The sequence below is a fragment of the Myxacorys chilensis genome (assembly GCF_059505265.1).
The window spans coordinates 1-26,445 of record NZ_JCACKG010000025.1 but is presented as its reverse complement, the minus strand read 5'-3'; the positions used below and the strand labels follow the sequence as shown (position 1 = coordinate 26,445).

Here is a 26,445-nt window from a genome sequence, read left to right as displayed (position 1 = left end):
TCTCAGCCTTCTAAACCTTCCCGCAAATTATGAAGAAACGTATGCGTTCGCCCTACTATACGGATGAAGTTTTGCATAAACTGCCGCACAGAGTCGGTATAGCGATCGCTGTCTGTCTAATCACTTAAGTCAGGGTGTTATGCAGACAGCAATCTTGGATACCGTTCCAATTTGGAATCTTATACAGATGATGATCTGCATAAGATTCCGTTTAGGGGCGTTAGACAGAACAGGACGGGTCAAACCCGCCTAAACAGAGTTAGGCAGAGCCTTAGATCCTGTTCTTTAAAGAATTGCTTGCATTATTGCTTTATGTCATAAGCTCAATATTGGTAGGATACTTAACTACCAAAAGTAGAATAACTTCATTATTGTTCTAAGCATATGAGCGAAAAGTCAGAAAATTCATTGGCCCCAGTTCAATCATCTAATGATTCAGCAGAATATATTCATTTTACTGATCGCCCCGATCTCATCTTGCCTAATGACGTTAAAAATTTCCTAAAGCAACTTTTTTGGGAATGTAATAGGAAGATATCTTTTCAGCTTTCAACGTTCCCAAATGCTCACGAAGAGGCTTTGGATCTATTGTTTATATCTCACTTTGCACATATGCAAGGAGCTATTAAGTTTAACTCAAATTGGACATTAAGAATTGATGCACATTTCATTGGAGGCGGAAGACATTTCCGAACTTGGGAGGTGGCAGATATCGGCTTAATGGCTATGTTCCGAAAAAATGGGAGAATCACACGAAGCAAATTAACTTTTCTTCAATCAAAAAAGCTTTATGCGAGTTCTCTAAAATATAAGCCCCAAGATCCATACTTTCGCGCTGGTTTGGGAAGATTATTGGTTACTGAAAAAGAACATCGTGAATTAGTAAAAACAACATTGTTAAAGTATTCTGAGGCATCAAAGTATAAGGCTCTTAAACTGAAGAGTAAGCAGGAAGAGGCGATGAGAGTGTTTTCAAGCCATCATAACATCACACTTCATTATCTTTTATACAATCCTTCGCTAATCCCTTGGGAAATTAAAATTCCGGTTGAGGGATGGCCAACTATTGACGAAAATAAGGTTGGTTGTCGAGTAATCTCAAAACCTTTTTTAGATGCAAATTTTCAAGACAAAGAAGTTAATTATTCGCCGTCTTACAAGGATATCAAAGATGCATTTAACAAGAATTTTTCCGATCAAGAATCTGGCGCTGGCTGGACGATGGAAACCTTTATCTGTGATTTATTCATAGATGGCAAAGAAGGATTAGTTGCTGATTCTCCAAATTTTCAAACTATGCTCGGAATAATGAGCCAAAAAACGAGCCCTATCTCATCAGCATTATCTATTACATTCGATTTTGAAGAGTAGAAGAAATTAAGGAATGCAATCGCTCGACTGTAGTTAGGTTACTCCCCAGCTTCACCCGCTTTGGTGACCGCTGCCTAACCATTCAAATGCAGCAGTCGGTTGTAAACCTCTGGTGGTTAGTTCAAGATTACTTGCCGCCGCTGATTTGAACCGTTAGCTGTCTTCTTCATTTGGGGTGGCTGTTATGGCAAGGGGAAAAAGTTATAATTTTGCTAGCTATTAAGTTTCAAGGTTTCTAGCATAGATGACAGCGTAATAAGAGTGAAAATGGTTACAACTCTCAATAAACCGTCCTCATTGATTCATGAGATTCAGCTTGAAAAAGTTGGTGATTGGAATTTATTCAAGTTTAGTGAGTCTCTTCAACTGCGAATGGAAAACCTTCTGGAAAAGAAGAAGGCTGATCAGATAACTCCAGATGAGATCACTGAATTAGAGGCGATCGGAGAGCTAGATCGCATTTTTACTCATATCAACGCGATGCTTGCTGCTCAAAATGCCAATCAGTGATGAACTCAAGCAGGCTATCCGAAAACGTGCTCAATATCTGTGCGAGTATTGCCATTCTCCAGAACGGTTGAGTGCTAATCGGTTTACCGTTGATCACATTATCCCAAAATCTTTAGGCGGTTCTGATGTCCTTCATAACCTTGCGCTTGCCTGTCGTCGTTGCAATGAGAGGCGTTACAACTTTGTAGCGGGTATTGATTCGGAGACTCAAGAGATCGTTCCTATTTTCAATCCTCGTCAGCAGAAGTGGGAAGAGCATTTTGTCTGGCTAGATCAAGGTCTTGTTATTGAAGGAACTACACCAATTGGTCGTGCAACCTGCATTCGTCTTGATTTAAACGATACCCGTTATCCGGAGAACGATTCCATTCGAGAAACAAGACGGTTTTGGATAAAAACCGGGTTACATCCACCAGCAGATGATCCGCGCCAAGTTTGAAGCTGTATTGTTACCAGACAGCTAACACTGGGTTGGCGCGAACGGCGCAAAGGTTATCGGCAAGCGTTCAAGGTTACTAGCCGCCGCTGCATTTTGCCGTTAGAGAGGATTTGAAGAACTGTCAAAGGTAGAATAGCGAAAGTACTTTGATCAACCAGCGCTGCTCTCATCAGTAACGCTCACTGCAACTTCCTTTATGACTCACGAACCGACAACCGATACGCCGACTCCAACTCCGACATGGAAAGTGTGGTGGGAAAATATTCAAATTCTGGTCATCGCGCTGATTTTGGCGCTGATGGTGCGATCGTACGTTGCAGAGCCTCGATTTATTCCCTCTGACTCAATGATTCCGTCGCTGAGGATTGGCGATCGCTTAGTGGTCGAAAAGCTTTCGTATCGGTTTCGGAATCCAGAAATGGGCGAAATTGTTGTGTTTGATCCACCCCCCCAGCTACAAGAACAGGGATATCTTAAAGATCAAGCCTTCATCAAGCGGATCATTGGTGAACCCGGACAAACGGTTGAAGTGAAGAATGGCAAGGTTTTAATCAACAACGTGCAGGTGGAAGAACCGTACATTGCAGAACCCCCAAAATACACGTTGCGTCCAGTTCGAGTTCCTGAGAATAGCTTTTTTGTAATGGGAGACAATCGCAACAACAGCAATGATTCCCATGTCTGGGGATTCTTGCCGAAAGACTATATTATTGGGCGAGCGTTGTTCCGGTTCTTTCCGTTTGATCGAATTGGTGGCGTGTAGTGCTTGCAGCGGATTTTGCAACAGATGAATCATCTAATTGGAACCCCGAAGCCTTCATCCGCTACCAAATCCCTTGCCAATGCGTAGATCCAGTCTAGAAATTCAAATAATGCATCAGCTCGGCTGTTACTTTGCTGGGCAACGATAGGCGTTCTTGTAAATCAACCAGGTTTTTGTAATTGCCGTTGGTTGTTCGATTTCGTGCGATCGCGCGGGCTAACACAGGTTTCATGACCGGAATTTGCGCTAACTCCTCTGGAGACGCCGTGTTCAAATTCACGCGCCGAATTTGAACCAAACTTTCTGGATCGTAATAACAGAATCTCATAATCGGTTCTAATGGCTTGATGCGCTGAGCCGACATGCCTAACGCAGCCGCAACATCTTCCGCACAGAAAAACTGAACTCCTGAAGCGCTCAGTTGAGCCAGCATCTTAGCCTGATGGATTGAAAGCCCCGGAAGTCTTAGCCAGTCATCTACATTGGCTTGATTGACATCGATTTGAATGCCAAGCGAGGCCGCTAGCTTAATTTCTTCCAACGACTGGAATCGGTAGTAAGGATCATTCTGAATTTGCGACTTCAGGGATTGAGCCGCTCCTCCTGAGCCAGACGTTAACCAATTCAGAAAGCCCATTTCCCTTCACTCTTACTGAATTTTTTCTAGCAGCTTTCGCCGCTTCTGTTCAAATTCGTACTCCGAAATTAAGCCATCTTCTCGCAGACGATCGAGATCTCGTAACGTCTCTGCGATCGTACTGACAGGCTCAGAGGCTTTTCCAAACATGCCAGCCCCCGCTTCCAAAAGCTCACCCTCGTTAAAATTCGCATCAAACTCATCGGGGTTCTGAACTAAATAAAAGATCGCATCAAACACGCCGGCAATCCAGGCGGCTTTGCTTCCGGTTAGGGCAAATGCAACATAGATGAGGCACCACCAGCGCTGTCCTAAATAGAGTTTGTGCAACCCCGCAAGATGAAAGCCACCAAATATAGGAACCGCTCCTGCTAATGCCAAAAGCGCCGCAATTCTCCGACTTCTTGGTTTCGCTAACATGGCTGTCGATTTCGTCCGATTCTCCGGTTTACACGGCCCAAGTTGAGTACATAGAAGTATAGCCTCATCCTTGCAAAGCCCTAATGCTGATTGCCTTGATACTCTACCCCCTCAGAGTGCAACTATAGCGGATTTTGTTTTTAAAGTAGATTGCCCAACTGTACCCACCCTTGAGGATGGCCACCTCGATGCGCTCATCTACCTTCTCGCCCGACTGGTTGAAGAAGCTCTCAGACCCCTATGCCGTGTTGGGCGTGTCTGTAGCTGCCGATGATCGGCGGGTGCTAAAACGCTACCACGCGATCGCAAAAGTGCTGCATCCCGATCACTATCTCTCTGCCGATCCTGCTGAGCGCGACTTTGCCAATGGGCTGTTTGCGCGGCTGATCAATCCAGCCTACGAGAAAATTAAACAGGAAAAGGGGCGGGCTGAAGTGATGGCGACGCTGCGGCTTCAGGCGAGGCGACTGCTGCGATCGTCGTTGGTGCCTCAGAGTGAGGTTGCCCAACAGCTTATGCGCAAACCTGCGCATGAAGTAGAAACTTTCTATGAACAAGCGATCGCAGAGCTTGCTGACGCTCAATTTTGCTCGTTGGAGCGCTTTCATCCTGTGTCCCAACAGCTTAGCGAATTGAATCTGATCTACCTGCAACGGAAGATGGGCGACTTGTTTGTTCGAGAAAAACGGACGGGATTAGTCGCGGCGTCAGACGTTAAGCCTGTCGCTCAGTATATTTTTACTCCGACGGATCAGAGTGGCTCTGAGATTGATTATGCTCGGCGGCACTACGATCGCGCTCAGTGCTACATCAAAAAAGAAGTGTGGGGACAAGCCGTACTCGAACTTCGAGATGCCCTAAAAATTGCTCCCAATCAAGCCGAATATCACTCGCTGTTAGGATTAGCTTATCTGCGTCAAAACATGACGGGAATGGCGACCGTGCATTTTCGTCAAGCCCTTAAACTCAATCCGACAGAACTGTTGGCACTGAAATTTGCCGCAAAATTAAATTTGCAAGGAAGTTCTTCTCAGTTGCTCCCTACTTCTAGGAAAAGACGCAGCTTATTTGGGTTGTTTCGCCCCTAGAGTCAAATGCCAACAATCTTCCCAGCTTCAGGTAGTGAAAGCCCTACTTATCGTGAGTAGAGGGCTGCATTAAGATAAGCAATAGAGCCTGATTGAGATACCCCAATCAACTCCTATTCAGCTACTCAAGCCACTTTAGAGCAATGGGATTTTTTGACTCCGAGATTGTCCAACAAGAAGCAAAGCAACTGTTTGATGATTATCAGTCGCTTGTAAACCTAGGCGGCAGCTATGGCAAGTTCGATCGCGAAGGCAAACTTCTGTTTATCGAGCAGATGGAAGCCATTATGGATCGCTACAAAATTTTTATGAAACGCTTTGAGCTGTCCGAAGATTTCACGGCTCAAATGACCGTTGAGCAGATGAAAACGCAGCTTAACCAATTTGGTATTACGCCACAACAAATGTTTGATCAGATGAATCAAACGTTGGAGCGAATGAAATCACAAATTGATAAATAAGATTTTTATAGAAAACGATTTTGAATGGACGATTGAGTTTGACCGTTTTTGCTAAACGCCCAAGATGTTCGCTCGTCCATTTCTGTATTTGTTTAAGACTTGTTCAAGGTCGATCGAAGTCAGAAGCGGGTCTAAACTTTTCAACCGGCACACCTTGTAATGCCTGTGACATAAAGTCGCGCCAAATCGGAGCGACATAGCTACCGCCTGTTGCGCCTTGACCCAACTGCGTATAGTCATCATTACCAACCCAAACCGCCGTTGCTAGTTGTGGCACATAGCCCACAAACCAAATATCCCGCTCAGACGAGGTAGTTCCTGTTTTACCTGCTGCCGGACGCCCAATTTGCGCGGCGGTTCCGGTTCCGCGTGAGACAACCCCCTGAAGGACATCATTGAGCGATGCCGATGCCCACGGATCAAGAACTAGTCTCGGTCGAGGCGTATTGTCGAGCAACGTATTTCCGCTACTATCGCTGACTTGGGCAATTAACGTCGTCTCGGAGTACCAGCCGTTGTTGGCAAACGTGGCATAAGCGCCCGCCATTTCCATTGGTGTTAAATCAACGGCTCCAAGCGGTAGCGAAATGACCGGATCAATGGGACTCTTGATGCCAATGCTGCGACAGATCTCAACGATTTTGTTTAAGCCAAGCTCTTGACCCAGCTTCACAGCCGGAACGTTCCGCGACTGCTCTAGGGCACGACGCAGAGGCATGGCTCCGCCAAAGGTGCGATCGTAGTTTTGGGGATAGTACATGTCGTACCCATCTGGGTATCCTACAGGACTGTCATATACCGTCGAGTCAGCACCGTATTTACCAGACGCCAGTGCCGCATAGTAGACAAACGGCTTGAACGCTGATCCAGGTTGACGCAAGGCTTGAATGGCGCGGTTGTATTGACTCTTCTTGAAGTCCACTCCGCCCACCATTGCTTTGACAAAATGGGTGCGCGGGTCTACCGATACGATCGCCATTTGATCGGCGTAAACTCCCATGCCATTGAGTCTGCCAATCCAGCTACTGGCCGTGTCTTCTGCGATGCGTTGCAGCTTAGAATCAATCGTGGTTTGAATCCGCATTCCGCCCTTCAGCACGGCGTCGCGTCCAAACTTCTTAGTAAGTTCCTGAACGACCGCATCACTGACGTAAGGCATGTCACTCTTCTGAAATGACGTGATTTTGCCGAGCTTGATGGGCTGCTTTCGGGCGGCTTCTTCTTCGCTCGCCGTAATCCAACCCAGTTCGGTCATGCGATGCAGCACTTCTCGCTGCCGCTTCTTAGCACTTTTAAGATCGGCAAATGGACTCAGCGCTTCCGGCGACTGGATTAGACCTGCCATCATGGCCGATTCCGCCAAATTTAGCTCTGAAACGGGTTTACCAAAGTAGCTTTGCGCCGCGGTCTGCGCTCCATAATTGTTGTGACCCCAGTAGACCTGATTGAGATACATCTCTAGAATCTGATCTTTTTTGAAAATCTGCTCAATCCGCAGCGCTAGAACGCCCTCTGCAATTTTTCGGCTAAACGCGCGTTTGGGTGACAAAAACAGGTTTTTCACCAACTGCATCGTTAGGGTAGAACCACCTTCTACCGTTCTACCCGTGCTGAAGTTTGCTGCTGTCGCCCGCGCCACTGCCCCAACGTTGACGCCGCTGTGGGAATAGAAGTAGCTATCTTCGATCGCAATCACCGCTCGCTTAAGGTGAGGAGAAATTTTATCAAGCGGGACCACTTCCCGATTGGCTTCCCCGTGAATGCTGGCGAGTGGTTTACCCTTGATGTCATAAATATGAGTCGTCTCGCTTGGGGTATAGCCTCGAAGTACGCGCACATCGGGCAAGTTGCGGAAGCTGACGGCTAAGCCGACCAGCCCACCTGCCACGATCGCACTAGAGAGCATCGTGAGTCCAAGTAGAGTTCCTCCTGTAACCTTGGCGACTGACCGGATAAATTGACCCGTGGATTCAGGTTCACGCTGTTGCTTTTGTCTGATGGTGTTAGACGACACGGTGATCTCTCTATTCTCAAAAGGGCAACGAAGGTAGCTGGAGGAATGCTCTAGCTATAAATTGGCGGTTGTTGAAGCAGGATTTTGATACGGGTATCAAAGATAACTTTAGTAGGATAAATGAGACTTCCCAAAATGAAACAAAGTTTCTGTAAAGTCAGGTGAGAAAGTCAGTTGAGGGGGTGCGGATAGGCAGTTCTCCAATATAGTGGGCTAGGGTTATGAAATAGGGTCAAAGATTGCCCCAATTATAGTAGTGTGGCTGAATAATCCTTGAATTTTAACAAGGAGAAGCATCTTCTACCTCAGAGCAGATGGTATCGCGGTTTTGTATCAAACAACGTATGCTAACCAATTTTTCTTGGCTGTACCGGGGCATCAGTGAAATTTTTCCAGATCAGCCAGAGTCGAATAGCCCAACTGAGAATCTGATCAAACGGATTGAGCAGGCTGACCGTCCTCTCCGCATTAAGTTCGGGATCGATCCGACGGGTACGGATATTCACTTGGGGCATAGTACCGTATTCCGAAAGCTGCGATCGTTTCAGGATGCCGGACATACGGCAGTGTTGATTATTGGAGATTTTACAGCGCAAATCGGAGATCCGACCGGGAAGTCGGAAGTACGGCGTCAGCTGACTCAAGCGCAGGTGAAAGCAAATGCTGAAACCTATCTCAATCAGGTGCGTCCCATTCTAGATTTCGACACGCCCGGACGACTGGAAGTGCGCTATAACTCGGAATGGCTATCGACGCTTGACTTACCAAAGATTCAAGAGTTGCTGGCGACGATGACAGTCGGGCAGATGCTGGCGAAGGAAGGGTTTGCGGAGCGATATAAAGAAGGGACACCGATCTACATCCATGAGTTCCTCTATCCGTTAATGCAGGGCTACGATTCGGTTGCGATCGCGTCTGATGTGGAACTTGGCGGCATGGATCAGAAGTTCAATTTGGCGGTCGGTCGAGATCTGCAGCGCCATTTTGGGCAGACGCCTCAGTTTGGTCTGCTGATGCCGATTCTGCTCGGAACCGATGGCGTTCAGAAAATGTCGAAGTCCCTAGGTAATTACATTGGGCTGTTGGAGGATGCGCTCAGTATGTACTCGAAGCTGGAAAAAATTCCAGATGCGCTACTTGAGCAATATTTTGAGCGGCTGACCAATCTGCCGTTAGATCAGCTACCAGAGCAGCCGCGCGATCGTCAGAAACTCCTTGCTCTAGAAATTACCGCTCAGTATCACGGTAAAGAAAACGCTCTGGAAGCTCAAGCCGCCGCGATCAATCTGGTTCAAGGAGCAGGTAGTCAGAGTGAGGCTGTCCCAGAGTTTTCACTCTCAGCCGTTCAGTTTCCGTCCAAAATTTTCTATCTCGTCAGCGCGACAGGGCTGTGTAAGAGCAGTTCGGAGGCGCGGCGTCAAATTCAGGGCGGAGCGGTCAAGTTAGACGGTCAGAAGGTGGATCAGGTCGATCTGACCTTTGCATCTCCTGAAGAATTGCTCGGAAAAGTGCTACAGCTTGGTAAAAATAAATTTGTTCGATTTGTGGAATAACGTATGGGAATTTCTGAGCGCATTATTGTTCCCCTGGATGTAGCGAGTGAGGAAGATGCGATCGCGCTGCTCGACCAACTGCCGCAAGTCACCTTCTGGAAAGTCGGGCTAGAACTATTTGTTAGCAGTGGTGCAACCATTCTGACGCGTCTAAAAGAGCGGCAAAAGCGCATCTTTCTCGATCTAAAATTTCATGACATTCCCAACACCGTCGCGGGTGCGTGTGCAGCAGCCGCGAGATATGGTGTCGATTTAGTCACCATTCATTCCACAACCGGAAAAGCCGGACTGCAGCAGGCGCAAGTGGCGCTGCAAACCAGTGCTGAACAAGCGGGCTTGCCCGTTCCTAAACTAATCGCCGTTACCCTGTTAACCAGTATTTCGGCTCGAACGTTGGCTTTTGAACTAAAAGTGCCGCTAGAGTTACCAGAATATGCGCTTAACATGGCACTTTTAGCCCAGGAAAGTGGCTTGGCAGGCGCAGTGTGTTCTCCGCAAGAAGTGCAGCAACTAAGACAAACCTGCGGCGATGACTTTGTTCTAGTTACGCCAGGCGTACGACCGACTTGGGCAGCATCGGGAGATCAACAGCGGCACATGGCTCCTGCTCAAGCCATTCAAGCGGGATCAACCTATTTGGTGATTGGGCGTCCGATTACGGCGGCAGATGACCCAGCTAAAGCGTTTGAGCGAATCTGTGAGGAAATTGGAGGTTAGGTATGGGTGATGAGGGCTGGCGGAGGTCGATGGGACGGAGGGTGTTCGCGATGCCTTTGGCAGCTTGCGTAGCAATCGAGACTATGTCTTTAACCCTCACGGTTCTAATCTCGTTTGCTTCTAAAAGCGCCGCCGCGCCGCCGCCCCGATACGCTTGCCCCTCCCAAGTCGAACCGCTTGTCGCTCTAATGCTTAGCAATCTCGCCAGCTACACCAATCGCGTCATCGCTCGATCAACGCCTAGAGGAAATCCAAATCGCAGTTATGTCCTCACCGCAGGTAGACCTGAATTTGAACCGCTTCCGCTCAGCCCAGATGGAGCTGCGAGTTTAGGCAATTCCTCTGGCAAGCCTGACCCAAATTTGCGTCAAGTCTTCATTACGACGCTAGAACGGCAAACTCTGGGTCGTCCGCGTAGTAGAGACACAGAGGTTTATCTTCAAGGCTTTCACTGGTTGTTTCTGACAAAAGCTGGGAGTGAGTGGCAACTCGCCCTTCTGTTTAGCCAGATCGGCACCTATCCGAAAGCACCAGTGGCTGCAAACTCCAAAGGTGCTTTGGGCGAATCACCGCCCAGAGAAAGTAGTCAGGGCATTTTAGGTCAGGCGATTCGGACTTGGTTGCGAGATTGTAATGCTGGAGTTGTTCGACCGATCAAATCTAACAACTTATTGGATAAAACCGGATAGAATGACAGTCCTAACCCAAGGTGATGACTTCAAAAGCGTTTATAGGAATTGCACCCCTCAATGGCATTGAACGACAAGCAAATCAGAATTCTGCAAGTGGTCAACAGCGGAACAATTTCCGGGGAAGGGATTGCCAGCGCGCTAGGATCATCGATGCAAATGCTTCGATATTATCTAGACACGATGGCGGAAGATGGATATCTGAAAGTGGCTAAGGTTTATGACAATAGTACGAGAGAGTTTCAGATCGTTCGGGCCTATCTAACAGACAAGGGAAAGGCAATATTAGAGCAGCTAAAAGGGTTAGAGAAACTGAGCAGTCCGGCTGATGAAGTTGCTAAAGCAGAGGCGTCGGTTGGGCAGGTAGATGAATTTTCTAAACCGTCAGTTGGCGTTAGATCTACACCTCAGCAAATCCTACTTCAAGATGTTGAGCAAATTATTAACTCCCTCGATGCCCTGCAAAGGATTGTAGAAGAATTGCCGGATGAGCGTCGAGATATTATCAGCGTCTACTTAAGCGATCTTCAAGATGAGGTCAAAGTCGTTTATAGGAGAAGACCTCAAAGAATCAAGGCTTATTTTCTTGCCGTTTTAGGCACTACATTGCCAATTATCAGACAAACCGATAGAGAAACCAACTTTGTTGAACATGCTCGGAAACTATCGAAGAAATTTGGTGTGGTTGTTAAGTTGCCACCCGTAGAGTCATAATCTCAAGAAATACAGTATCTCAAGAAATACAGTAGCCGTTACGATCGCAGTTCATCGAGCTTAGCTTTCACCGCTTGAATATCTTGCCACATCAACCACTTGGGGCCGCCCTTGTCACGGGACTGATTTCTTAACAGATAGGCGGGGTGAAAGATCGGCATATAAAATCGCCCATCTTGCTCAATCCATTGCCCCCGAACTTTTGTAATTCCTTGCTTAATACCGACTAAATTCTTCATTGCGGTTGCGCCCGTCAGCAGAATAATTTTTGGGTCAACCATGCGAATTTGTTCTTTTAAGTAGCCACTACACGCATTCGCTTCATCGGTGGTTGGCACTCGGTTTTCGGGTGGGCGGCACTTGACAATGTTGCAAATAAACACATCGTTCTCTGTCGTGAGATTGACCGATGCCAAGATTTTTTCAAGCAATTGCCCTGACTTGCCCGTGAAGGGTAATCCGGTTTCATCCTCAGTTTGTCCTGGTCCTTCACCGACTAGCAAAATAGGAGCTTTAAGATTTCCTCGTCCGATCACCGCATTGGTTCGATATTCGCCCAAGTCACAGCGATGGCAGTGATTGCAGTGTTCTGCCATTTTCGCCATGGAGTCATACGTCCCGGTCGGAATCGGCACTTTGGCGCTGGTGGGGATCAAGTCGGGGTCAAAGTCAACCGGGGTTGCTACTAGGGAACTAGCAGGAGCGGTAGGGGTGACATCAAATAGATTGATTTGTTCTTCGTTACTCATGAATCGCGCGTGTGTTCTCCGAGCTTGGCAACTCTTCTTTAATAATTTAATAAATTTTAAGACAATCGCGTTAGCTTGAAAAACTTGCTTTAGGTGGAGCCGGACAAATCGAGCCGCATAGCGCCTACTGATTTGAACGTTGGTTTGGAAATTTTCTGAAGCGGCCTGACTTACTCACCTTACAACTTAACTCACCTTACAATAGACGAGAGCTTCTAACTTTCGGTAGACAACCCACGACAATATCTGTGTAAGTCACGCTTTGGTTTGTGTGGTCTAATGCAAAGATAAATTAGGTTCGGGCGCAGTCGATCGCCCCAATAGCCTGAGGTTATCAGCTTGGTTCAGTAGATTCATTGCCTGACTGAATTGTCTCAAGAGCACGTTGTAAGCACTTCTGAAGGTCGTCTTAATCGGAGAATTCACTTCGTCTCCAATGACCCCGCGAGTCAGCAGCTATGACCGGTTCGGTATTTTATTAAAGATTTTAGAGAGGGACTGTGATCGACGGCGGAAAGACAGCAGAAATGGAGAGTCTATTTGCAGGCGAGGGCGAAATGAGGGCAATGCTGCGGGAACGCTTCGGGTGGGGCAACGCTGACGGGTCGCAACCCTTAACAGGTGCTATCAGCGAGTGGCCGCAAAGCTTAAGAACCGCCGTCAGCCTCTGCTTGGGGTCTCCGCAACCGATCGCGCTTTGGTGGGGACGTGACTACCTGTGGTTCTACAACGATGCCTATTGCCTTCTAGAACAGACGAATCACCCTCAGTGTTTGGGTCGGCCAGGGCGCGAATGTTGGGCAGAGGATGGCAATAGGATGGCTTCTCTCTTAGACAGCGTCCGAGAAACGGGTGTGTCTACTTGTTTAGAAGATGTTCAACGGATTGTCACTCGGAACGGCTATGCCGAGGAGACCTACTTTACCTTCACTTACAGCCCGATTCAAGATGAGAGTGGAGGGATCGGAGGCGTATTCTGCACTTGTACTGAGACGACAAAGCGAGTGTTGAGCGATCGCAGGCTAAAAACGTTGCGGGAACTGTCTGTTAACACGGGTCAAGCAGAAACGGTGCAATCCGCCTGTACGCTGACTGTAGAAACCTTGGCACAAAACTCCTATGACCTTCCGTTTGCGTTGCTGTATGTGGTTGAGGCTGGAGGCCGTCGAGCGTATTTAGCAGGCACAGCGGGAATGGAAGCGGGAACGATCGCGAGTCCGCAACAGGTGGACTTAGCGACAGCAACAGATGTTTGGCATTTGACGGAGGTCAAAACCACAGGTCAGGCTCACCAGATTAATGGGTTGACGGCTCAGTTGAAAGCCCTACCGGAAGGCGGATGGGAGGATGCACCCGATGCTGCGATCGTCTTGCCCTTACGCCCGTCAGGACCAAGGCAGCCAGTCGTTGGACTGCTAGTGCTGGGCATTAGTCCTCGACGAGAATTTGATGACGATTATCGAGGCTTCTTTGATTTAATCGCGAGTAATGTCGCTACGGTCATTGCCAATGCTAATGCTTATGAAACGAAAATTACTGAACCCAAACCAGCTGAAATAGCACTTCAACGCAGCGAAGAACGCTATCGAGCATTTATTGCGCAAAGCTCGGAAGCCATTTGGTGCTTTGAATTGGAAGAACCCGTGCCGATTTGCTGCTCCGAAGACGAGCAGATTCAGCGCTTCTACCAACATGGCTATCTGTCAGAGTGTAATCAGATGATGGCGCAGATGTATGGTGTTTCTTCACCTCAAGGTCTTGTTGGAGCCAAGCTCGGCGCGTTTCTCGTTCAGTCGGACGCTCACAATACTGACTATCTAAAAGCCTTTATTGGATCAGGCTATCGGCTGATTGACGCCGAATCTTATGAAGTTGATCAATCTGGCAACCCCAAGGTCTTCTTGAATAACTTGGTTGGCGTCATTGAAGATGGAATGCTAGTGCGAGCTTGGGGCACTCATCGGGACATCACTGAACGCAAACAGGCAGAGCAGCGCTTGCAGCTTTACGCCAGCGTCGTTCGCGACGTCCAAGTTGGAATTGTGGTCTGGCAGCTAGAAGACGTTTGCAATCTCGGCTCCTTCCGGTTGCTAATTTCTAACCCGGCGGCCTCGGCTGCTACAGGGGTTGATTTTGAATCGCTGATTGGCACTAGGATGGCAGAGCATTTTCCGGCTCTTGTGCAGTCGCCGCTGGTTCAACAGTATGCCGACGTTGTGCAAACGGGGCGATCGCTCGATTTAGGAGAAGTGCAATACAGTGAGGACGGCATTACCGCAGGAACGTATAGCTTGAAGGCATTTTCGCTACCCAATCAATGTTTGGGATTAGTGTTTGAGAACATCACTGTACGGAAAGCGATCGAAGCCCAGTTAGAGGAAAGCCAGCGCTATCGGCAGCAAATTGCTGAAACCATGCCTGGTATCTTATTTGTGCATGATCTGATCGAACAGCGAATTACTTACACCAATCGCCAAATTACAGACTTGTTGGGCTACACCCCTGAGCAAGTTCAGGCAATGGGAACGGCTGTGGTTCCGACCATTGTTCACCCCAACGATTTAGAGCGTGTCTACGCTTACTTTGAAGAATTCTCTACAGCGCCAGAGGATGCGGTGCTCAGCATTGAATATCAGGCTCACCATGCCAATGGTGCATGGCGTTGGTTCTATTCTCAAAGTGTTGTTTTCAATCGCACTGCAGACGGGATACCTCATCAAGTTCTGGGGGTCACGATCGATGTGAGCGATCGCAAGCGAGCCGACCAAGCGTTGCGGGATGCCCATGTGCAGATAGAGTCTGCTCTGGTAGCTGGAGAAATTTACACCTGGCGGTTCAATATCCTAGAGAATTGCGTCACCGTCAATGCAGCCTTCGCTCGCCTCTTTGCCGTTGACCCAAACGAGGCGGCGATGGGTCTACCGCTAGAGCAGTTTATCAATGCGATCCACGAGGACGACCGACCTCGCATCTTAGCGGCAATTTATCGTGCGATCGAGACAGGCGGGGAGTTTGTCACAGAGTACCGCGTTCAGACGGTGACGGGCGAGGTGCGCTGGGTGGCCGCGCGAGGTCGAGTTGAGTATGACTCGCAGGGCAGACCCGTCGCCTTTCCTGGCGCACTTGCTGACATCAGCGATCGTAAACAAGTAGAAGAGTCTTTGCGTCAAAGTGAGGCACGCGCGCAGCTTGCGATCGGGGTAGGTCGCCTGGGAATGTGGCGCTATGACCTTGGCACGAACCTCGTCGAGCTAGACGAGCGGATGCGCGAGATTTGGGGTGAGCCGCCTGACGTGGTGCTGCTGCCGCTCTCAGCCGTGATGGATCGCATTCACCCGGATGACCAAGCGCGTGTCGCAGAGGCGATCAACGCGGCGATCGATCCTGGAAGTTTGGGGACTTATGACATTGAGTACCGCATCGTGTGGGCTGATCAAACCGAGCGTTGGGTATTAGCGAATGGGCTGACGCAATTCGAGGGGGAAGGGCTGTCCCGGCGGGTGATGAGTTTTATCGGAACCGCGATCGACATTACCCACCACAAACAGGTCGAAGAGGCTCTGCGGCAACGAGAAGCAGAACTCCGTTTGATTACCAACACGTTGCCTGTCTTGATCTCGTTTATAGACTCAGAACAACGCTACCGCTTTAACAACCACACCTATGAAGAGTGGTTTGGTCATTCTGCCAACGAGATCTATGGCAAGCATGTGCGCGAGGTCTTGGGAGAAGAGGCTTACGATGTGATTCGTCCGCATATTGAACAGGTCTTGTCAGGGCAGCAAGCCAGCTTTGAAGCTGAAGTGCCTTACGCGTCCGTTGGCACTCGTTACGTCCATGTCAATTATGTTCCTCGCTTTGGCGCTCAAGGAACGGTGGAAGGCTTTGTCGTGCTAGTCAGCGACATTAGCGAAACGAAGCGTGCTGAAGCTGAGCGTGAGCAATTGCTTGCCCGTGAACAAGCCGCACGAGAGCAAGCAGTTGCTGCCAACCGCATCAAAGATGAATTTTTGGCGGTGCTGTCTCACGAGTTGCGCACGCCGATGAATCCGATTTTGGGCTGGTCAAAGCTGCTGCGCGCTGGCAAGTTGGATTCGATAAAGACGGCTCATGCGCTGGAGACGATCGAGCGCAACGCCAAGCTGCAAACCCAACTGATTGAGGATCTGTTGGATGTCTCTCGAATTCTGCAAGGCAAACTCAACCTCAAGATGGCTCCGGTCAATCTTGAGGCGACCCTTGAGGCGTCACTTGAAACCCTGCGACTAGCAATAGAAGCCAAGTCAATTCAAGTTCATACCCTACTAAAACCAATTGCCGGACAGGTGTTAGGAGATTCTGCTCGCCTCCAGCAAGTGATCTGGAATCTTCTATCTAATGCTGTCAAGTTTACGCCTGAAGGCGGGCGGGTAGAGATTCGGTTGAATTACACTGCTTCGCACGCTCAACTTCAAGTCAATGACACGGGCAGAGGCATTGTCGCATCCTTCTTGCCTCATGTGTTTGAGTACTTCCGCCAGGCCGATGGGACGACGACTCGAACGTTTGGCGGTTTGGGGTTAGGACTCGCGATCGTGCGGCATCTGGTCGAACTGCACGGCGGTACGGTTGGGGCTGAAAGTGCCGGAGAGGGGCAGGGCGCAACCTTCACTGTTAAACTGCCTCTGCTCAAACAAGAGGAAACGATGCAAAATGAAGTGCAGTTTTCCTCGACTTCCTCACCCCATCCCCTCAGTCATCTCCGAATCTTGTTAGTCGATGATGACACCGACACGCGAGAATTGAGTGCCTTTATTTTGAGGCAGGCGGGTGCGACCGTCACTTCCGTTGGCTCTGCGATCGCTGCTCTAGCCGCGCTGCCCCAGACTCAACCCCATGTGCTAGTCAGTGACATTGGCATGCCAGAGATAGATGGGTATGGGCTGATTCGGCAAGTTCGAGCCATGCCGCAGGGCGAGCAGATTTTGGCGATCGCGCTCACCGCGTACGCTGGAGAAATCAATGCTCAACACGCGATCGCGGCAGGGTTTCAACGGCATCTTTCTAAACCTGTAGAGCCGGAGATGTTGATCGCCGCGATCGCGGCGTTGGCGACACAGCTTAATCGCGAGACCGACTAGTAATCAAAGTAATCGTCCTTGCTGCTCTAGATTCTGACTTAACCGCTCCCTTAACGCTATGACTGAAGCCTTGCCAAAGCCAACCCCAATGACCAGTCCGCTACCCACCGACGAGGCGGTGCGGTTAAAGGCACTGCGGCGCTATCAAATTCTCGATACTCTGCCTGAAGCCGCCTTCGATCGCATTACGGCATTGGCAGCGCGTCTGTTTGATATGCCGATTGCCTTGGTGTCTCTGATCGATGAATCGAGGGCTTGGTTTAAGTCGTGCTATGGCTTTGACCTTCGCGAAGTCCAACGGGATGCTACTATTTGCAGCTTTGCTGTGTTGTCTAACGATGTGTTAGTGATTCCGGACACCCGCCAAGACGATCGCCTCACCTGCAATCCATTCGTGCTAAATGAACCGGGACTGCGCTTCTATGCAGGTGCGCCTTTGCTCACCCAGGATGGCTATATCTTAGGCACGCTCTGTTTACTCGATACAAAACCGCGCCCTGCCCTCACCACTGACCAACAAGCAACGCTGGTAGATCTAGCAGCAATGGTGGTCGATGAACTAGAGCTACGGCTCACCGCACGTAAAATATCCCAAATTGATGCTGCCCTGTTAGAGATGACTCAGGGAGTCGCTGCCGTTACAGGCGAGGCATTTTTCTATGCCCTAGTTCAACATTTCACAAAAGTTTTAGGGGTAGACTACGCCTACATTGGCTTATTAGCGGAAGAAAATTTAGAAACGATTCAAACGATCGCTGCCTGCGATCGCGGTCAGATCATTGATAACTTTGCCTACTTGCTGAAAGATACTCCCTGTCAAGAGGTAATTCGGCAGCGAAAAATGTGCTGCTATCCCAAGGGGGTGCAAGCTCGCTTTCCCAATGCTCCCTTGTTGGAACCGCTGAACGTCGAAAGCTATATTGCCATTCCATTTTATGACTCTATTGGCACACCCCTCGGGCTGCTAGGCGTGATGCACAGCCAGCCCCTTGAAAACGTCCAGCTTGCCGAGACATTGCTTCCCATCTTTGCGCTGCGGATCGCAACTGAGTTAGAGCGTCAGCAAACCGAGGTGGCACGGCAACAGGCGCAAAGTCAGTTAGAACATCTAGTTGAGCAACGCACCGCTGAGGTTTCTAACACCAACAAATTGCTTCAGCTAGAAATTGCTGAGCGGCAGCAAGCCCAAGCCGCCCTTCAGGAAGAACAAGAATTACTCCAGGCACTGTTGGATAACGTTCAGGCAGGCATCGTAGCGTGTAATGCTGAGGGAGTTCTGACCTTATTTAACCGGGCAGCCCGAAAATTTCACGGATTGCCAGAGCAGCCGCTGCCGCCAGAGCAATGGGCAGAGTACTATGACCTCTACCTGCCAGATGGCAAGACGCGGATGTCTAAAGCCGAGATTCCGCTGTTTCGGGCATTGCAAGGACTATCGGTTGACAACGCTGAAATGGTGATTGCGCCCAAGCACGGAACCGCCCGGACGCTGCTTGCCAGTGGGCAAGCGATTCGCACAAAGCGCAACTCTGAAGACGCAGATGTTCAAGGCGCGGTGGTCGTCATGCACGATATTACAGAGCGCAAACAAGCTGAAGCAGAATTGCTAATTTCAGATGCGGCGTTGCAGCAGATGCCGGATGCCATTTTGTTGACCGATTTGGAGGGCAAAATTCAACGCTGGCTGGGCAACGCCGAACAGATTTTTGGCTACTCGGCAGCAGAAGCGATCGGCAAACCCCTTAATTTTTTCCACCATCCAGACATTCAACTCACCAGGACAGCTGAGATTATTCGGTCGATCGAGGAAACTGGAGCCTTTAGTGGTGAAATTTCCTGTCGGCGCAAAGATGGCTCGGCACTGCCGATCGAAACGACTGCAAAGACGGTGTACGACCAAGCTGGGAATCCGCTCTTTTTGGTGGGCATCAACAAAGACATTACAGAGCGCAAACAAGCCGAAGCCGAACGTGCTCAACTGATTCGAGAGCAAACTGCCCGCCTAGAAGCCGAAGCCGACCAGCGGCGATCGTCATTTTTAGGGGAAGTCACGATGGCGCTGGCATCCTCGCTGGAGTATGAACGCACTTTGGCAAGCGTTGCCGATTTGGTCGTGCCGTTCTTTGCCGACTGGTGCGCGGTTGATCTGCTCCAGGACAATCAATCCATTCATCGGGTCGCTGTGGCTCACTGCGATGCAGAGAAGGTGAATTTAGCCTGGGAAGTGTATCGGCGCTATCCTAAACAGCTTGCTGAGGCAGAGGGAGTATCCAAAGTTCTACGAACCGGACAAGCAGAAATCGTGGCTGAGATTCCAGATGCAATATTAGAGCGACTGGCTCAGGATGCAGAACATTTGAGTCTTCTGCGCGAACTCGGATTGAAGTCTTGCATTATGTGCCCCCTAATAGCCCGTGGACAGATTTTAGGAGCCATTACGTTGGCGACGGCTGAATCCGATCGTTGCTACAGCGGATCAGATTTGACGCTGGCAGAAGATATTGCTCACCGAGCCGCGATCGCGATCGACAATGCTCGCCTTTTTCAAGACGCTCAGCAAGCCCAACAAGCCGCCGAGCAGTCAGCCGAGCGAGTCTCCCGTCTTCAGTCTGTGACGGCTGCCCTGTCTGAGTCACTCACGCCAGCACAAGTGTCTGAAGTCATTGTGGATCAGGGCATTGCTGCCTTGGGTGCGAACTTTGCGATGATTGCTCTGCTAAACGAAAGCGGCACTGAACTAGAAATGGTTCGCGCCGTTGGGGGCACCGCCAACCAGTTTGAGGGATTTGAGCGGTTTTCTCTCAATGCACCCATTCCCTTAGCCCAAGCCGTACGGACTGGAGAACCGATTTGGGCGGAGCCTTCAGCCGCACGCGCAGTCCGCTATCCTCATTTGACGAAGCAATATGCTCAGCACAATCTTGGGGCGTGGATCTCAGTGCCCCTGATAGTAGAAGGTCGGGCAGTCGGCGGCATGTCTTTTGGGTTCAGCGAGCCGCAACAATTGAATGAAGAGGATCAAGCGTTCATTCTGTCGCTGGCGCAGCAGTGTGCCCAAGCGATCGTGCGTACCCATCTTTATGAAGCAGAACAAAGTGCCCGCAGTCAGGCTGAAGCGGCAAACCGAGTCAAAGATGAGTTCCTCGCGGTGCTGTCTCACGAACTGCGAACGCCGCTCAATCCGATCTTGGGCTGGTCAAAGCTGCTGCGCGGCGGCAAGTTGGATGCTACGAAAACGGCTCATGCGCTCGATACGATCGAACGCAATGCCAAAATGCAAGCGCAACTCATTGAAGATTTGTTAGACATTTCCCGGATTTTACAGGGCAAGCTGCATCTCACGCCGACTGCCGTGGATCTTGCAGAAACCATTCAAGCGGCGATTGAAACGGTGCGATTGTCCGCGATCGCGAAATCGATTGACCTTCAGTTTGAAGAAACTACCGATCAAACTCCCGGCTCCCAGATTCAAGTTTCGGGTGATGCGGGTCGCCTCCAGCAGGTCATTTGGAACCTTCTGACCAACGCGATTAAGTTCACCCAACCCGGAGGGCGAGTTGAAATCAAGCTGTCCTCAGTAGTGGAAGACGATCACGGACACGGGACAATTGCCAAATATGCTCAAATCACCGTGAGCGATACTGGCAAAGGCATTAACCCTGACTTTTTGCCCCATGTGTTTGACTATTTTCGTCAGGCAGATAGCACGACCACTCGAAAGTTTGGCGGATTGGGGTTAGGGCTGGCGATCGTGCGTCATCTGGTCGAACTGCATGGTGGCACGGTTGGGGCAGATAGTCTTGGCGAAGAACTGGGCGCAACTTTGACCGTCCGGTTGCCCCTGATGAAGACAGACGACCCAATCCAGGATGATAGCCCTGTCTCACGCCTCATAACTCCTGCCCCATTGCTGACCAATCTTCGGGCGCTGGTGGTCGATGACGAGGCAGATTCTCGCGAATTGGTTGTCTTCATTCTGGAGCAGGCAGGGGCAATCGTTACCGCTGTGTCTTCCGCCGCCGAAGCATTGCGTGTTTTTGGGCAAACGAGGTTTGATGTGTTGGTCAGTGATATTGGGATGCCCGATATGAATGGCTATGCGCTGATCCAACAGATCCGCGCTATGCCTCACGGTAAAGACGTTTTGGCGATCGCTCTGACAGCTTATGCGGGAGACCACGATCGGCAGCAAGCGATCGCGGCTGGATTTCAGCATCATGCCCCGAAGCCTGTAGAGTCAGAGGCATTGATGTGGGCGATCTCGAATCTGGTCAGACAGCACCAACGTTAGTTCAATGTTAGGCCAACGCCCCTAATTTGCAAACGGCACCCCATCCGTTGCTGATCCACCTATGCTAAAGATAAAGCTGCTCTCAATGAGGAGGTGTTATGCAACTCTTCCAAAGTGCCCAAAATCCGATTTTATTTAGCGATCGCGACGCGGCTGGGGTGCAACTGGCTCAAGCCGTTTTACAAGAAATGCAAACCGTGACCGAGCCGCACCGGAGCATTGTCTATGCATTGCCAAGAGGGGGATTGCCGATCGCGCTGCCGGTAGCGCGATCGCTTGGGTGCCCGCTTGATGTGTTGGTGGCGAAAAAAATTACTCGTCCGAGTGAGCCGGAATTGGCGATCGGGGCCGTGACGGCCGATGGACACATCATCCGAACCCCGACTCGGCTCTCGATTGGTCCAGATGAATGGCAGGAAGTGGTGGAACGGGCACAAATCAAAGCTCAACAGCAGTTAGCGCAATTTTCTCAGCGTCCCGGTTTGAGCGCAGAAGGCGCGATCGCGCTGCTGGTTGATGACGGGATTGCGACGGGAATGACGATCGCAGTGGCGACGAAAGCGCTGCGAGAGCAAAATCCTCGTGAGATCTGGATTTGCGCTCCAGTGGTGCCTGAGTCAATGAGGGATGTGCTAAAGGAGTGGTGCGATCGCGTGATCGTGCTGGCAACGCCCACTCGATTTCTGAGTGTGAGTCGGTTTTATCAGTCTTTTCCTCAACTTTCGACAGAAGAAGCCCTTGACTACTTGAACAAGAGTACTCAAGCCTGATAAACCTTAATAGAGGCAAGTTGACGGAGAGACCGATGAGGCTGTGGCGCAATTTCTGGTTTGGGTTGAGTATGGGGCAATACAATCCCCCTCAGTTGATTGAGACGATCATGCTGGCGTTGTCGATGGTACTGTTTGCCGTATGGCTTGTGATTCCAGAATCGCCCTATCTATTGCTGGGGTTGATTTACACCATTGGCGCTTGTGCCTCGATTTTGGTGAGAGAAGCCCGAGTTTCAGAGCCTCGCCCTCGCCCGACTCAGGTAGCGGCTACAGTTCTGTTATTAATTAGCTTGTACGGCGTCGCCGATCTGATTCGTAACTCCTGATCTAGATGTCAGGAGCCGTTCTGCCAAGGGATTGAGTCGGGATTGAACTGATTTGGAGGTCATCTGGCATTGATTCGGACGCTGCCCATCGATGCCAGATGTGCGATCGCTGCAAGCTCACTTGTTGGTGTTGTAGACGCAGAGACGGTTATTAAGATGTCCCCAGATGTGCGGATTCCGGGGAACACCTTTTGCAGTTACAAACTTTCCAATCGCATAAAAACCGAACATCGTTTTGCAGAAGGCATTTGCCTGACCTTGTGACATCTTGCCGATATTGTTATCGCAAGCGAAGGGATGTTCCCAGTAATTGAAGTCTTTGCGATCGTAAGAAAATTTGCCGGGTGCTTCGCGGCAGGTTGCCCCGGCTTGTGCGGGTAATGATAAGGCGGTGCTGCCTGCGACGATCGAGGTCAAAGCCAAAATTGCTAAGAATTGACGTTTCATTTCAGGTGTCTCCTATTTGAGAAGCTTCGGAAAGCCTTGTTTGATGCGGCTTTCGTTGTTGACACCTCTAAGTTAAGCGATTCGCTCAAGTCGGTCGATAACGGTAAATTGAGGAAAGTTATGGATCTAAATTAAGGATAAATTCTAGCAACAGTGAAGGGCGAGGGTTCGTTTCTTTGCGGCGGGTTCCGAAGACAGGGCTTCAGGTTCTGATCTCGGAGTTTCGGGTTTGGAAGGCGATGTTTCAGGTTCTGATCTCAGAGTTCCGAGTTCGGAGGTCGGAGGTCTAGGTTTGGAAGGCGGAATTTTGGATTCAGAAGACGGAGTTCCGAGTTCGGAAGGTGGCGTTTCGGGTTCTAATCTTGGCGTTTCGGGTTCGGAAGGCGGAGTTTTAGACTCTGAGGGCGAAGTTCCAGGTTCAGAAGGCGAAGGGTGAGGATTGCAAGGCGAAGCTTCAAGCTTGAAGGGCGGAGTTCCAGGTTCGCAAGGCGGAGTTTCGGGTTAAAGGGGCGGAATTTCGAGATCGGAAGGTGAAAGGCGAGGCTTGGAGTGTATTGGCTTAGCTCTCCGAAGGAATTGCACTACAAACGACAATATCGCCTTTTACAAATGCTGCCATGCTTCGTCCTCTTCAGGGGTCAGCCACTCTTCTACCAAACTTGGTTCGCTTAACAGGCTAATCTCTAGTTGCTCTTGTTGAAGTTCTCTAGTCTTGATAAACAGTAGAAAATTTAGAACTTCTTTGAGTGTAGAGTCAGGTGTTTTTTGTATCTCTCTCAGTAGTTGTTCTTTAACGCTAAGATTCATGCCACACTTTCCTGAACAGCTTCTTAAACAGCTATTAGATTCATACTGACCGTCATGATTCGGTTTCCTGCCGTTTAGGTGTGCCGTAGAGGTAATGATCATGTTCGGCTGACCAATCGGTAGGAGCTTCAACAGTTCCAGTGAGGGATTCCAGCACATTCCAAGCATCACCAGAGGGTTGTAGATGTTGCTGTCGCAGAGTCACAACAAAGTTCAAAACCTGATGTTGTAAGTCATCGGGTAAATCATTCATTTCTTCAATGACTTTTGTGATGATTGGGCTACTCATAAACCTCCTGATAACTGATAATTTGCTGATTATCCAAGCGATCGCTGCACAGTCGGTTCACTAAGTTCTATAGACATCACTCCGATGTTTGCACTGAAAATCTGAATCTTCGAGGCTTCAAGGATTTCGTATCTGATGCGATAGTCACAAACTCTCAATCGGTACTGACCTTCGTAGCCCTTTAGCTCTACAACTCCAGAAGGGCGAGGGTCTGATTGAAGCAATACAATTTTCTCTTGCACTTTTAGCTTGATCGAGGCTGGAAGTTGCTTGATCTGCTTCTGAACTGACTTAGAAATAACAACTGAGTAAGACATCTTACTTGCCCCAGTTCAGCTTGACTGTGCCTGAATAAAGTCATCAACAGTCATAAATTCGCCTTGTTGGTACTCAATTTTGACGGCTTCCATTTCAGCTTGCGTTTCAGAGTCCTCTACGTAGCGTGCTTCTTCGGCTTCAAAGACTTGCTGTTCGATGACATCGAGCAAGTGTTGTTTGGACTCAAGATCAAGTGAGGTCACGGCTTGAATGAGGGCTTTTGAGGAGATTTGTAGGTTGATGGTTGTCGTCACGGTGATTACCTCTCAAGACGTTGATATTGATTGCGTCGGAGCGCAGGGTCCAACTACTGCCTCGCCTCGCTTTTCTTTGTCTGCTAGTTCTAAGTTTAACGTCAGAAGTTTTTCGAGTAAGTCATCGAGTGCTTGTTGAGATCTTCACCCCGCTTCTTCATCTCAATCAATAAATGAGGCTTCCAAGCCAGATCTGCAAAGCCCGTATTCCCTTTTTTGCTGCCCTTTTTCACCCGTTGCTCCAGCGTTGCCCCTGCCTCGATCGCCCCTTCGTGCCCAAACGCCTGAAAGAAGCGTTGCCTTTGGCACACGTGAAGCGTGACCGAGAAAGTTCTGTGACTCCCCCTTCTCATCACCTTTGAGATGCTGCTGACAGTAACGGACAAATTTCTGGAGGCTTTCGGGCGTAGCTGGCATAGAAGAAGTTTAGTGGAAGGGCAAACAACACGATCGACGGATAGACACAGACTTGACGTTCCGTGTTTCCATCTCAATCTCCAACCTACAGGCTCTCAACCCGGAATGCCGAGAGTATTAGGCAACTGCTTACGTTCTAATCTCAACGTTTTGAGTGTTGAACGCAAACCTTCGACCTTTTTACCCGAAATTTCGCCTTCCGAACCTAAAACTCCGCCTTCCGAACCTAAAACTTCGCCCTCAGAACCCGGAACTTCACCTTCCGAACCCGGAACTCCGCCTTCTGAACCCGGAACTCCGCCTTCTGAACCCGGAACTCCGCCTTTCGAACCTGGAACTTCACCTTCCGAACCCGGAACTCCGCCTTCCGAACTCGAAACTTCAGGCTTTTTGCTCCAAAAATGAAGCTCAGAACCCGGAACGTCGAGCAATTTGCTCCAACCGCCAAGCTCTGAGCCTCAACCATCGCCCTCAGAAGTCAAATCATCAGGCTTTTTGCTGCTTCGTTTACAAAAATTCTGTGCAAAATCGAGCCATGAGAGTAGAAAATTTGGGCTTTTCTATATCCACGATCGTTCAACTGGATAAGCATCAAAGTGAGTATCTCGGCTGACTACAGTCATTGCTCGGTTAATGGCTTGAGCAATCAAAAGGCGATTACCCTTCAGGAACTGCGAAGCAACCAAATGGATCTCGATGATGCAACGGAAGATGACGAACTTGAACAGTATCGATGAACAAGATCGGCAGCAACGTAATTCCTGCGGGAGCGAGTTTAGCCTCGATCGTTGCAAAGTCAGTCTGAAGTGCAAGTTTGCCGATGTGGAGCTTGATAGCTATTTCCCAGAAACTAGCAATGCTCACACAAACTTGGTTAGCCGATTCTATCTGCTCTCTTAGTGCAATTGATACATTGGCATCGCCTTCCGAGAACCAAATAAACGCATGAGTGTCTAGCAGTAGCAGACTCATTCCATATACTCCTTAAAATCGTCAAGAGGTTCATCAAAATCATCAGGGAGTGGTAGAACGAACGTTCCTTTCAAAGCACCTGCTTGACGCTTCTTTTCAGCATTTTCAACGCTATTCTCTAACTCTTTGGCTACCAAAAACTCAGCATAGTGAAGTACCTCCAGCTTTGCAGCATTTGACAGCTTCTTAAGAGTCTCTAAAATGGCTGCTTCCGAGATCATCCTCTACCCTCCTTGATTAGAAATCTTTGATTAGGAACGTGGATTAAATAAGACCGGCGGAAAAGGGAAAGGTGATAGGCTTGGA

Annotated in this window: 28 protein-coding genes; 15 read left to right on the top strand and 13 right to left on the bottom strand. The window is 49.4% G+C overall.

Features of this window, described 5'->3' with window-relative positions:
- Positions 1–384: 384 nt before the first annotated feature.
- The 4 genes from AC5JLB_RS01405 to lepB all read left to right on the top strand — a co-directional run bounded on the left by AC5JLB_RS01405 (position 385) and on the right by lepB (position 3,083).
- Positions 385–1,371 (top strand): hypothetical protein, encoded by a 987-nt coding sequence (locus AC5JLB_RS01405; RefSeq protein WP_495872070.1) that lies wholly within the window; start codon positions 385–387, stop codon positions 1,369–1,371.
- Positions 1,372–1,638: 267 nt separating this feature from the next.
- A complete protein-coding gene (locus tag AC5JLB_RS01400; RefSeq protein ID WP_495872069.1) occupies positions 1,639–1,881 on the top strand; it encodes a hypothetical protein in 243 nt (80 codons plus the stop codon).
- Entirely contained in the window at positions 1,868–2,320 is a 453-nt protein-coding gene (locus tag AC5JLB_RS01395) for an HNH endonuclease (protein WP_495872068.1), read from the top strand. Before AC5JLB_RS01400 ends, AC5JLB_RS01395 begins: the two co-directional genes overlap by 14 nt.
- A 196-nt stretch (positions 2,321–2,516) precedes the next feature.
- Entirely contained in the window at positions 2,517–3,083 is a 567-nt protein-coding gene (gene lepB, locus AC5JLB_RS01390) for a signal peptidase I (protein WP_495872067.1), read from the top strand.
- A gap of 94 nt (positions 3,084–3,177) precedes the next feature.
- Here lepB and AC5JLB_RS01385 read toward each other — a convergent pair whose 3' ends face one another.
- Together AC5JLB_RS01385 and AC5JLB_RS01380 are read right to left on the bottom strand one after the other, a co-directional pair.
- Positions 3,178–3,720, bottom strand: a complete 543-nt coding sequence (locus tag AC5JLB_RS01385; RefSeq protein ID WP_495872066.1) for a ComEA family DNA-binding protein — start codon at positions 3,718–3,720, stop codon at positions 3,178–3,180.
- Positions 3,721–3,732: 12 nt separating this feature from the next.
- Positions 3,733–4,140, bottom strand: a complete 408-nt coding sequence (locus tag AC5JLB_RS01380) for an SHOCT domain-containing protein (RefSeq protein ID WP_495872065.1) — start codon at positions 4,138–4,140, stop codon at positions 3,733–3,735.
- Between the two features lie 188 nt (positions 4,141–4,328).
- Here AC5JLB_RS01380 and AC5JLB_RS01375 point away from each other — a divergent pair, with 188 nt between their 5' ends.
- Both AC5JLB_RS01375 and AC5JLB_RS01370 read left to right on the top strand, forming a co-directional pair.
- Positions 4,329–5,228: a J domain-containing protein gene (locus AC5JLB_RS01375; RefSeq protein WP_495872064.1), complete on the top strand. Its 900-nt coding sequence runs from the start codon at positions 4,329–4,331 to the stop codon at positions 5,226–5,228.
- Between the two features lie 143 nt (positions 5,229–5,371).
- Positions 5,372–5,689, top strand: coding sequence for a DUF1825 family protein (locus AC5JLB_RS01370; protein ID WP_495872063.1), 318 nt, complete (start codon positions 5,372–5,374; stop codon positions 5,687–5,689).
- 103 nt (positions 5,690–5,792) lie between these two features.
- Here AC5JLB_RS01370 and AC5JLB_RS01365 read toward each other — a convergent pair whose 3' ends face one another.
- Positions 5,793–7,703, bottom strand: a complete 1,911-nt coding sequence (locus tag AC5JLB_RS01365; RefSeq protein ID WP_495872062.1) for a transglycosylase domain-containing protein — start codon at positions 7,701–7,703, stop codon at positions 5,793–5,795.
- Positions 7,704–8,047: 344 nt separating this feature from the next.
- Here AC5JLB_RS01365 and tyrS point away from each other — a divergent pair, with 344 nt between their 5' ends.
- The 4 genes from tyrS (at position 8,048) to AC5JLB_RS01345 (ending at position 11,376) form a co-directional block, all read left to right on the top strand.
- Positions 8,048–9,256: a tyrosine--tRNA ligase gene (tyrS, locus tag AC5JLB_RS01360; protein WP_495872061.1), complete on the top strand. Its 1,209-nt coding sequence runs from the start codon at positions 8,048–8,050 to the stop codon at positions 9,254–9,256.
- Positions 9,257–9,259: 3 nt separating this feature from the next.
- Positions 9,260–9,973 (top strand): orotidine-5'-phosphate decarboxylase, encoded by a 714-nt coding sequence (gene pyrF / locus AC5JLB_RS01355; protein WP_495872060.1) that lies wholly within the window; start codon positions 9,260–9,262, stop codon positions 9,971–9,973.
- An 83-nt stretch (positions 9,974–10,056) separates the two neighbouring features.
- Positions 10,057–10,662, top strand: coding sequence for a hypothetical protein (locus AC5JLB_RS01350; RefSeq protein ID WP_495872059.1), 606 nt, complete (start codon positions 10,057–10,059; stop codon positions 10,660–10,662).
- Positions 10,663–10,722: 60 nt separating this feature from the next.
- A complete protein-coding gene (locus AC5JLB_RS01345; protein ID WP_495872058.1) occupies positions 10,723–11,376 on the top strand; it encodes a hypothetical protein in 654 nt (217 codons plus the stop codon).
- 38 nt (positions 11,377–11,414) lie between these two features.
- Here AC5JLB_RS01345 and AC5JLB_RS01340 read toward each other — a convergent pair whose 3' ends face one another.
- Positions 11,415–12,125, bottom strand: coding sequence for a uracil-DNA glycosylase (locus AC5JLB_RS01340; protein ID WP_495872057.1), 711 nt, complete (start codon positions 12,123–12,125; stop codon positions 11,415–11,417).
- A 527-nt stretch (positions 12,126–12,652) separates the two neighbouring features.
- Between AC5JLB_RS01340 and AC5JLB_RS01335 the strand changes: the two genes are divergently transcribed.
- The 4 genes from AC5JLB_RS01335 to AC5JLB_RS01320 all read left to right on the top strand — a co-directional run bounded on the left by AC5JLB_RS01335 (position 12,653) and on the right by AC5JLB_RS01320 (position 22,635).
- Positions 12,653–17,245 carry a PAS domain S-box protein gene (locus tag AC5JLB_RS01335; protein ID WP_495872056.1) on the top strand — a complete coding sequence of 1,531 codons (4,593 nt, stop codon included), beginning with the start codon at positions 12,653–12,655 and terminating at the stop codon, positions 17,243–17,245.
- Between the two features lie 58 nt (positions 17,246–17,303).
- Complete coding sequence (locus AC5JLB_RS01330) at positions 17,304–21,536, top strand: GAF domain-containing protein (protein ID WP_495872055.1); 4,233 nt, start codon at positions 17,304–17,306, stop codon at positions 21,534–21,536.
- Between the two features lie 98 nt (positions 21,537–21,634).
- On the top strand, positions 21,635–22,306 hold the full coding sequence (locus AC5JLB_RS01325; protein WP_495872054.1) for a phosphoribosyltransferase: 672 nt from the start codon (positions 21,635–21,637) through the stop codon (positions 22,304–22,306).
- A 35-nt stretch (positions 22,307–22,341) separates the two neighbouring features.
- Positions 22,342–22,635 carry a hypothetical protein gene (locus AC5JLB_RS01320; RefSeq protein WP_495872053.1) on the top strand — a complete coding sequence of 98 codons (294 nt, stop codon included), beginning with the start codon at positions 22,342–22,344 and terminating at the stop codon, positions 22,633–22,635.
- Between the two features lie 117 nt (positions 22,636–22,752).
- On the opposite strand, the gene AC5JLB_RS01315 is transcribed toward AC5JLB_RS01320, so the two are convergent.
- Entirely contained in the window at positions 22,753–23,082 is a 330-nt protein-coding gene (locus tag AC5JLB_RS01315) for a hypothetical protein (protein WP_495872052.1), read from the bottom strand.
- A 229-nt stretch (positions 23,083–23,311) separates the two neighbouring features.
- Between AC5JLB_RS01315 and AC5JLB_RS01310 the strand changes: the two genes are divergently transcribed.
- On the top strand, positions 23,312–23,518 hold the full coding sequence (locus AC5JLB_RS01310; protein ID WP_495872051.1) for a hypothetical protein: 207 nt from the start codon (positions 23,312–23,314) through the stop codon (positions 23,516–23,518).
- Between the two features lie 167 nt (positions 23,519–23,685).
- Here the strand turns inward: AC5JLB_RS01310 and AC5JLB_RS01305 are convergent, their stop codons facing one another.
- From AC5JLB_RS01305 to vapB, 8 genes are all read right to left on the bottom strand, one after another.
- Positions 23,686–23,889 carry a DUF2281 domain-containing protein gene (locus tag AC5JLB_RS01305; RefSeq protein ID WP_495872050.1) on the bottom strand — a complete coding sequence of 68 codons (204 nt, stop codon included), beginning with the start codon at positions 23,887–23,889 and terminating at the stop codon, positions 23,686–23,688.
- 52 nt (positions 23,890–23,941) lie between these two features.
- On the bottom strand, positions 23,942–24,178 hold the full coding sequence (locus AC5JLB_RS01300) for a hypothetical protein (protein WP_495872049.1): 237 nt from the start codon (positions 24,176–24,178) through the stop codon (positions 23,942–23,944).
- A gap of 29 nt (positions 24,179–24,207) precedes the next feature.
- A complete protein-coding gene (locus tag AC5JLB_RS01295; RefSeq protein WP_495872048.1) occupies positions 24,208–24,495 on the bottom strand; it encodes a type II toxin-antitoxin system RelE family toxin in 288 nt (95 codons plus the stop codon).
- 15 nt (positions 24,496–24,510) lie between these two features.
- Entirely contained in the window at positions 24,511–24,750 is a 240-nt protein-coding gene (locus tag AC5JLB_RS01290; protein ID WP_495872047.1) for a hypothetical protein, read from the bottom strand.
- A gap of 101 nt (positions 24,751–24,851) precedes the next feature.
- Positions 24,852–25,061: a type IIL restriction-modification enzyme MmeI gene (locus tag AC5JLB_RS01285; RefSeq protein ID WP_495872046.1), complete on the bottom strand. Its 210-nt coding sequence runs from the start codon at positions 25,059–25,061 to the stop codon at positions 24,852–24,854.
- Between the two features lie 201 nt (positions 25,062–25,262).
- Complete coding sequence (locus tag AC5JLB_RS01280; RefSeq protein WP_495872045.1) at positions 25,263–25,598, bottom strand: hypothetical protein; 336 nt, start codon at positions 25,596–25,598, stop codon at positions 25,263–25,265.
- Between the two features lie 226 nt (positions 25,599–25,824).
- A complete protein-coding gene (locus AC5JLB_RS01275) occupies positions 25,825–26,139 on the bottom strand; it encodes a type II toxin-antitoxin system VapC family toxin (RefSeq protein ID WP_495872044.1) in 315 nt (104 codons plus the stop codon).
- Positions 26,136–26,360, bottom strand: a complete 225-nt coding sequence (gene vapB, locus AC5JLB_RS01270) for a type II toxin-antitoxin system VapB family antitoxin (protein WP_495872043.1) — start codon at positions 26,358–26,360, stop codon at positions 26,136–26,138. Before vapB ends, AC5JLB_RS01275 begins: the two co-directional genes overlap by 4 nt.
- Between the last annotated feature and the right edge of the window lie 85 nt (positions 26,361–26,445).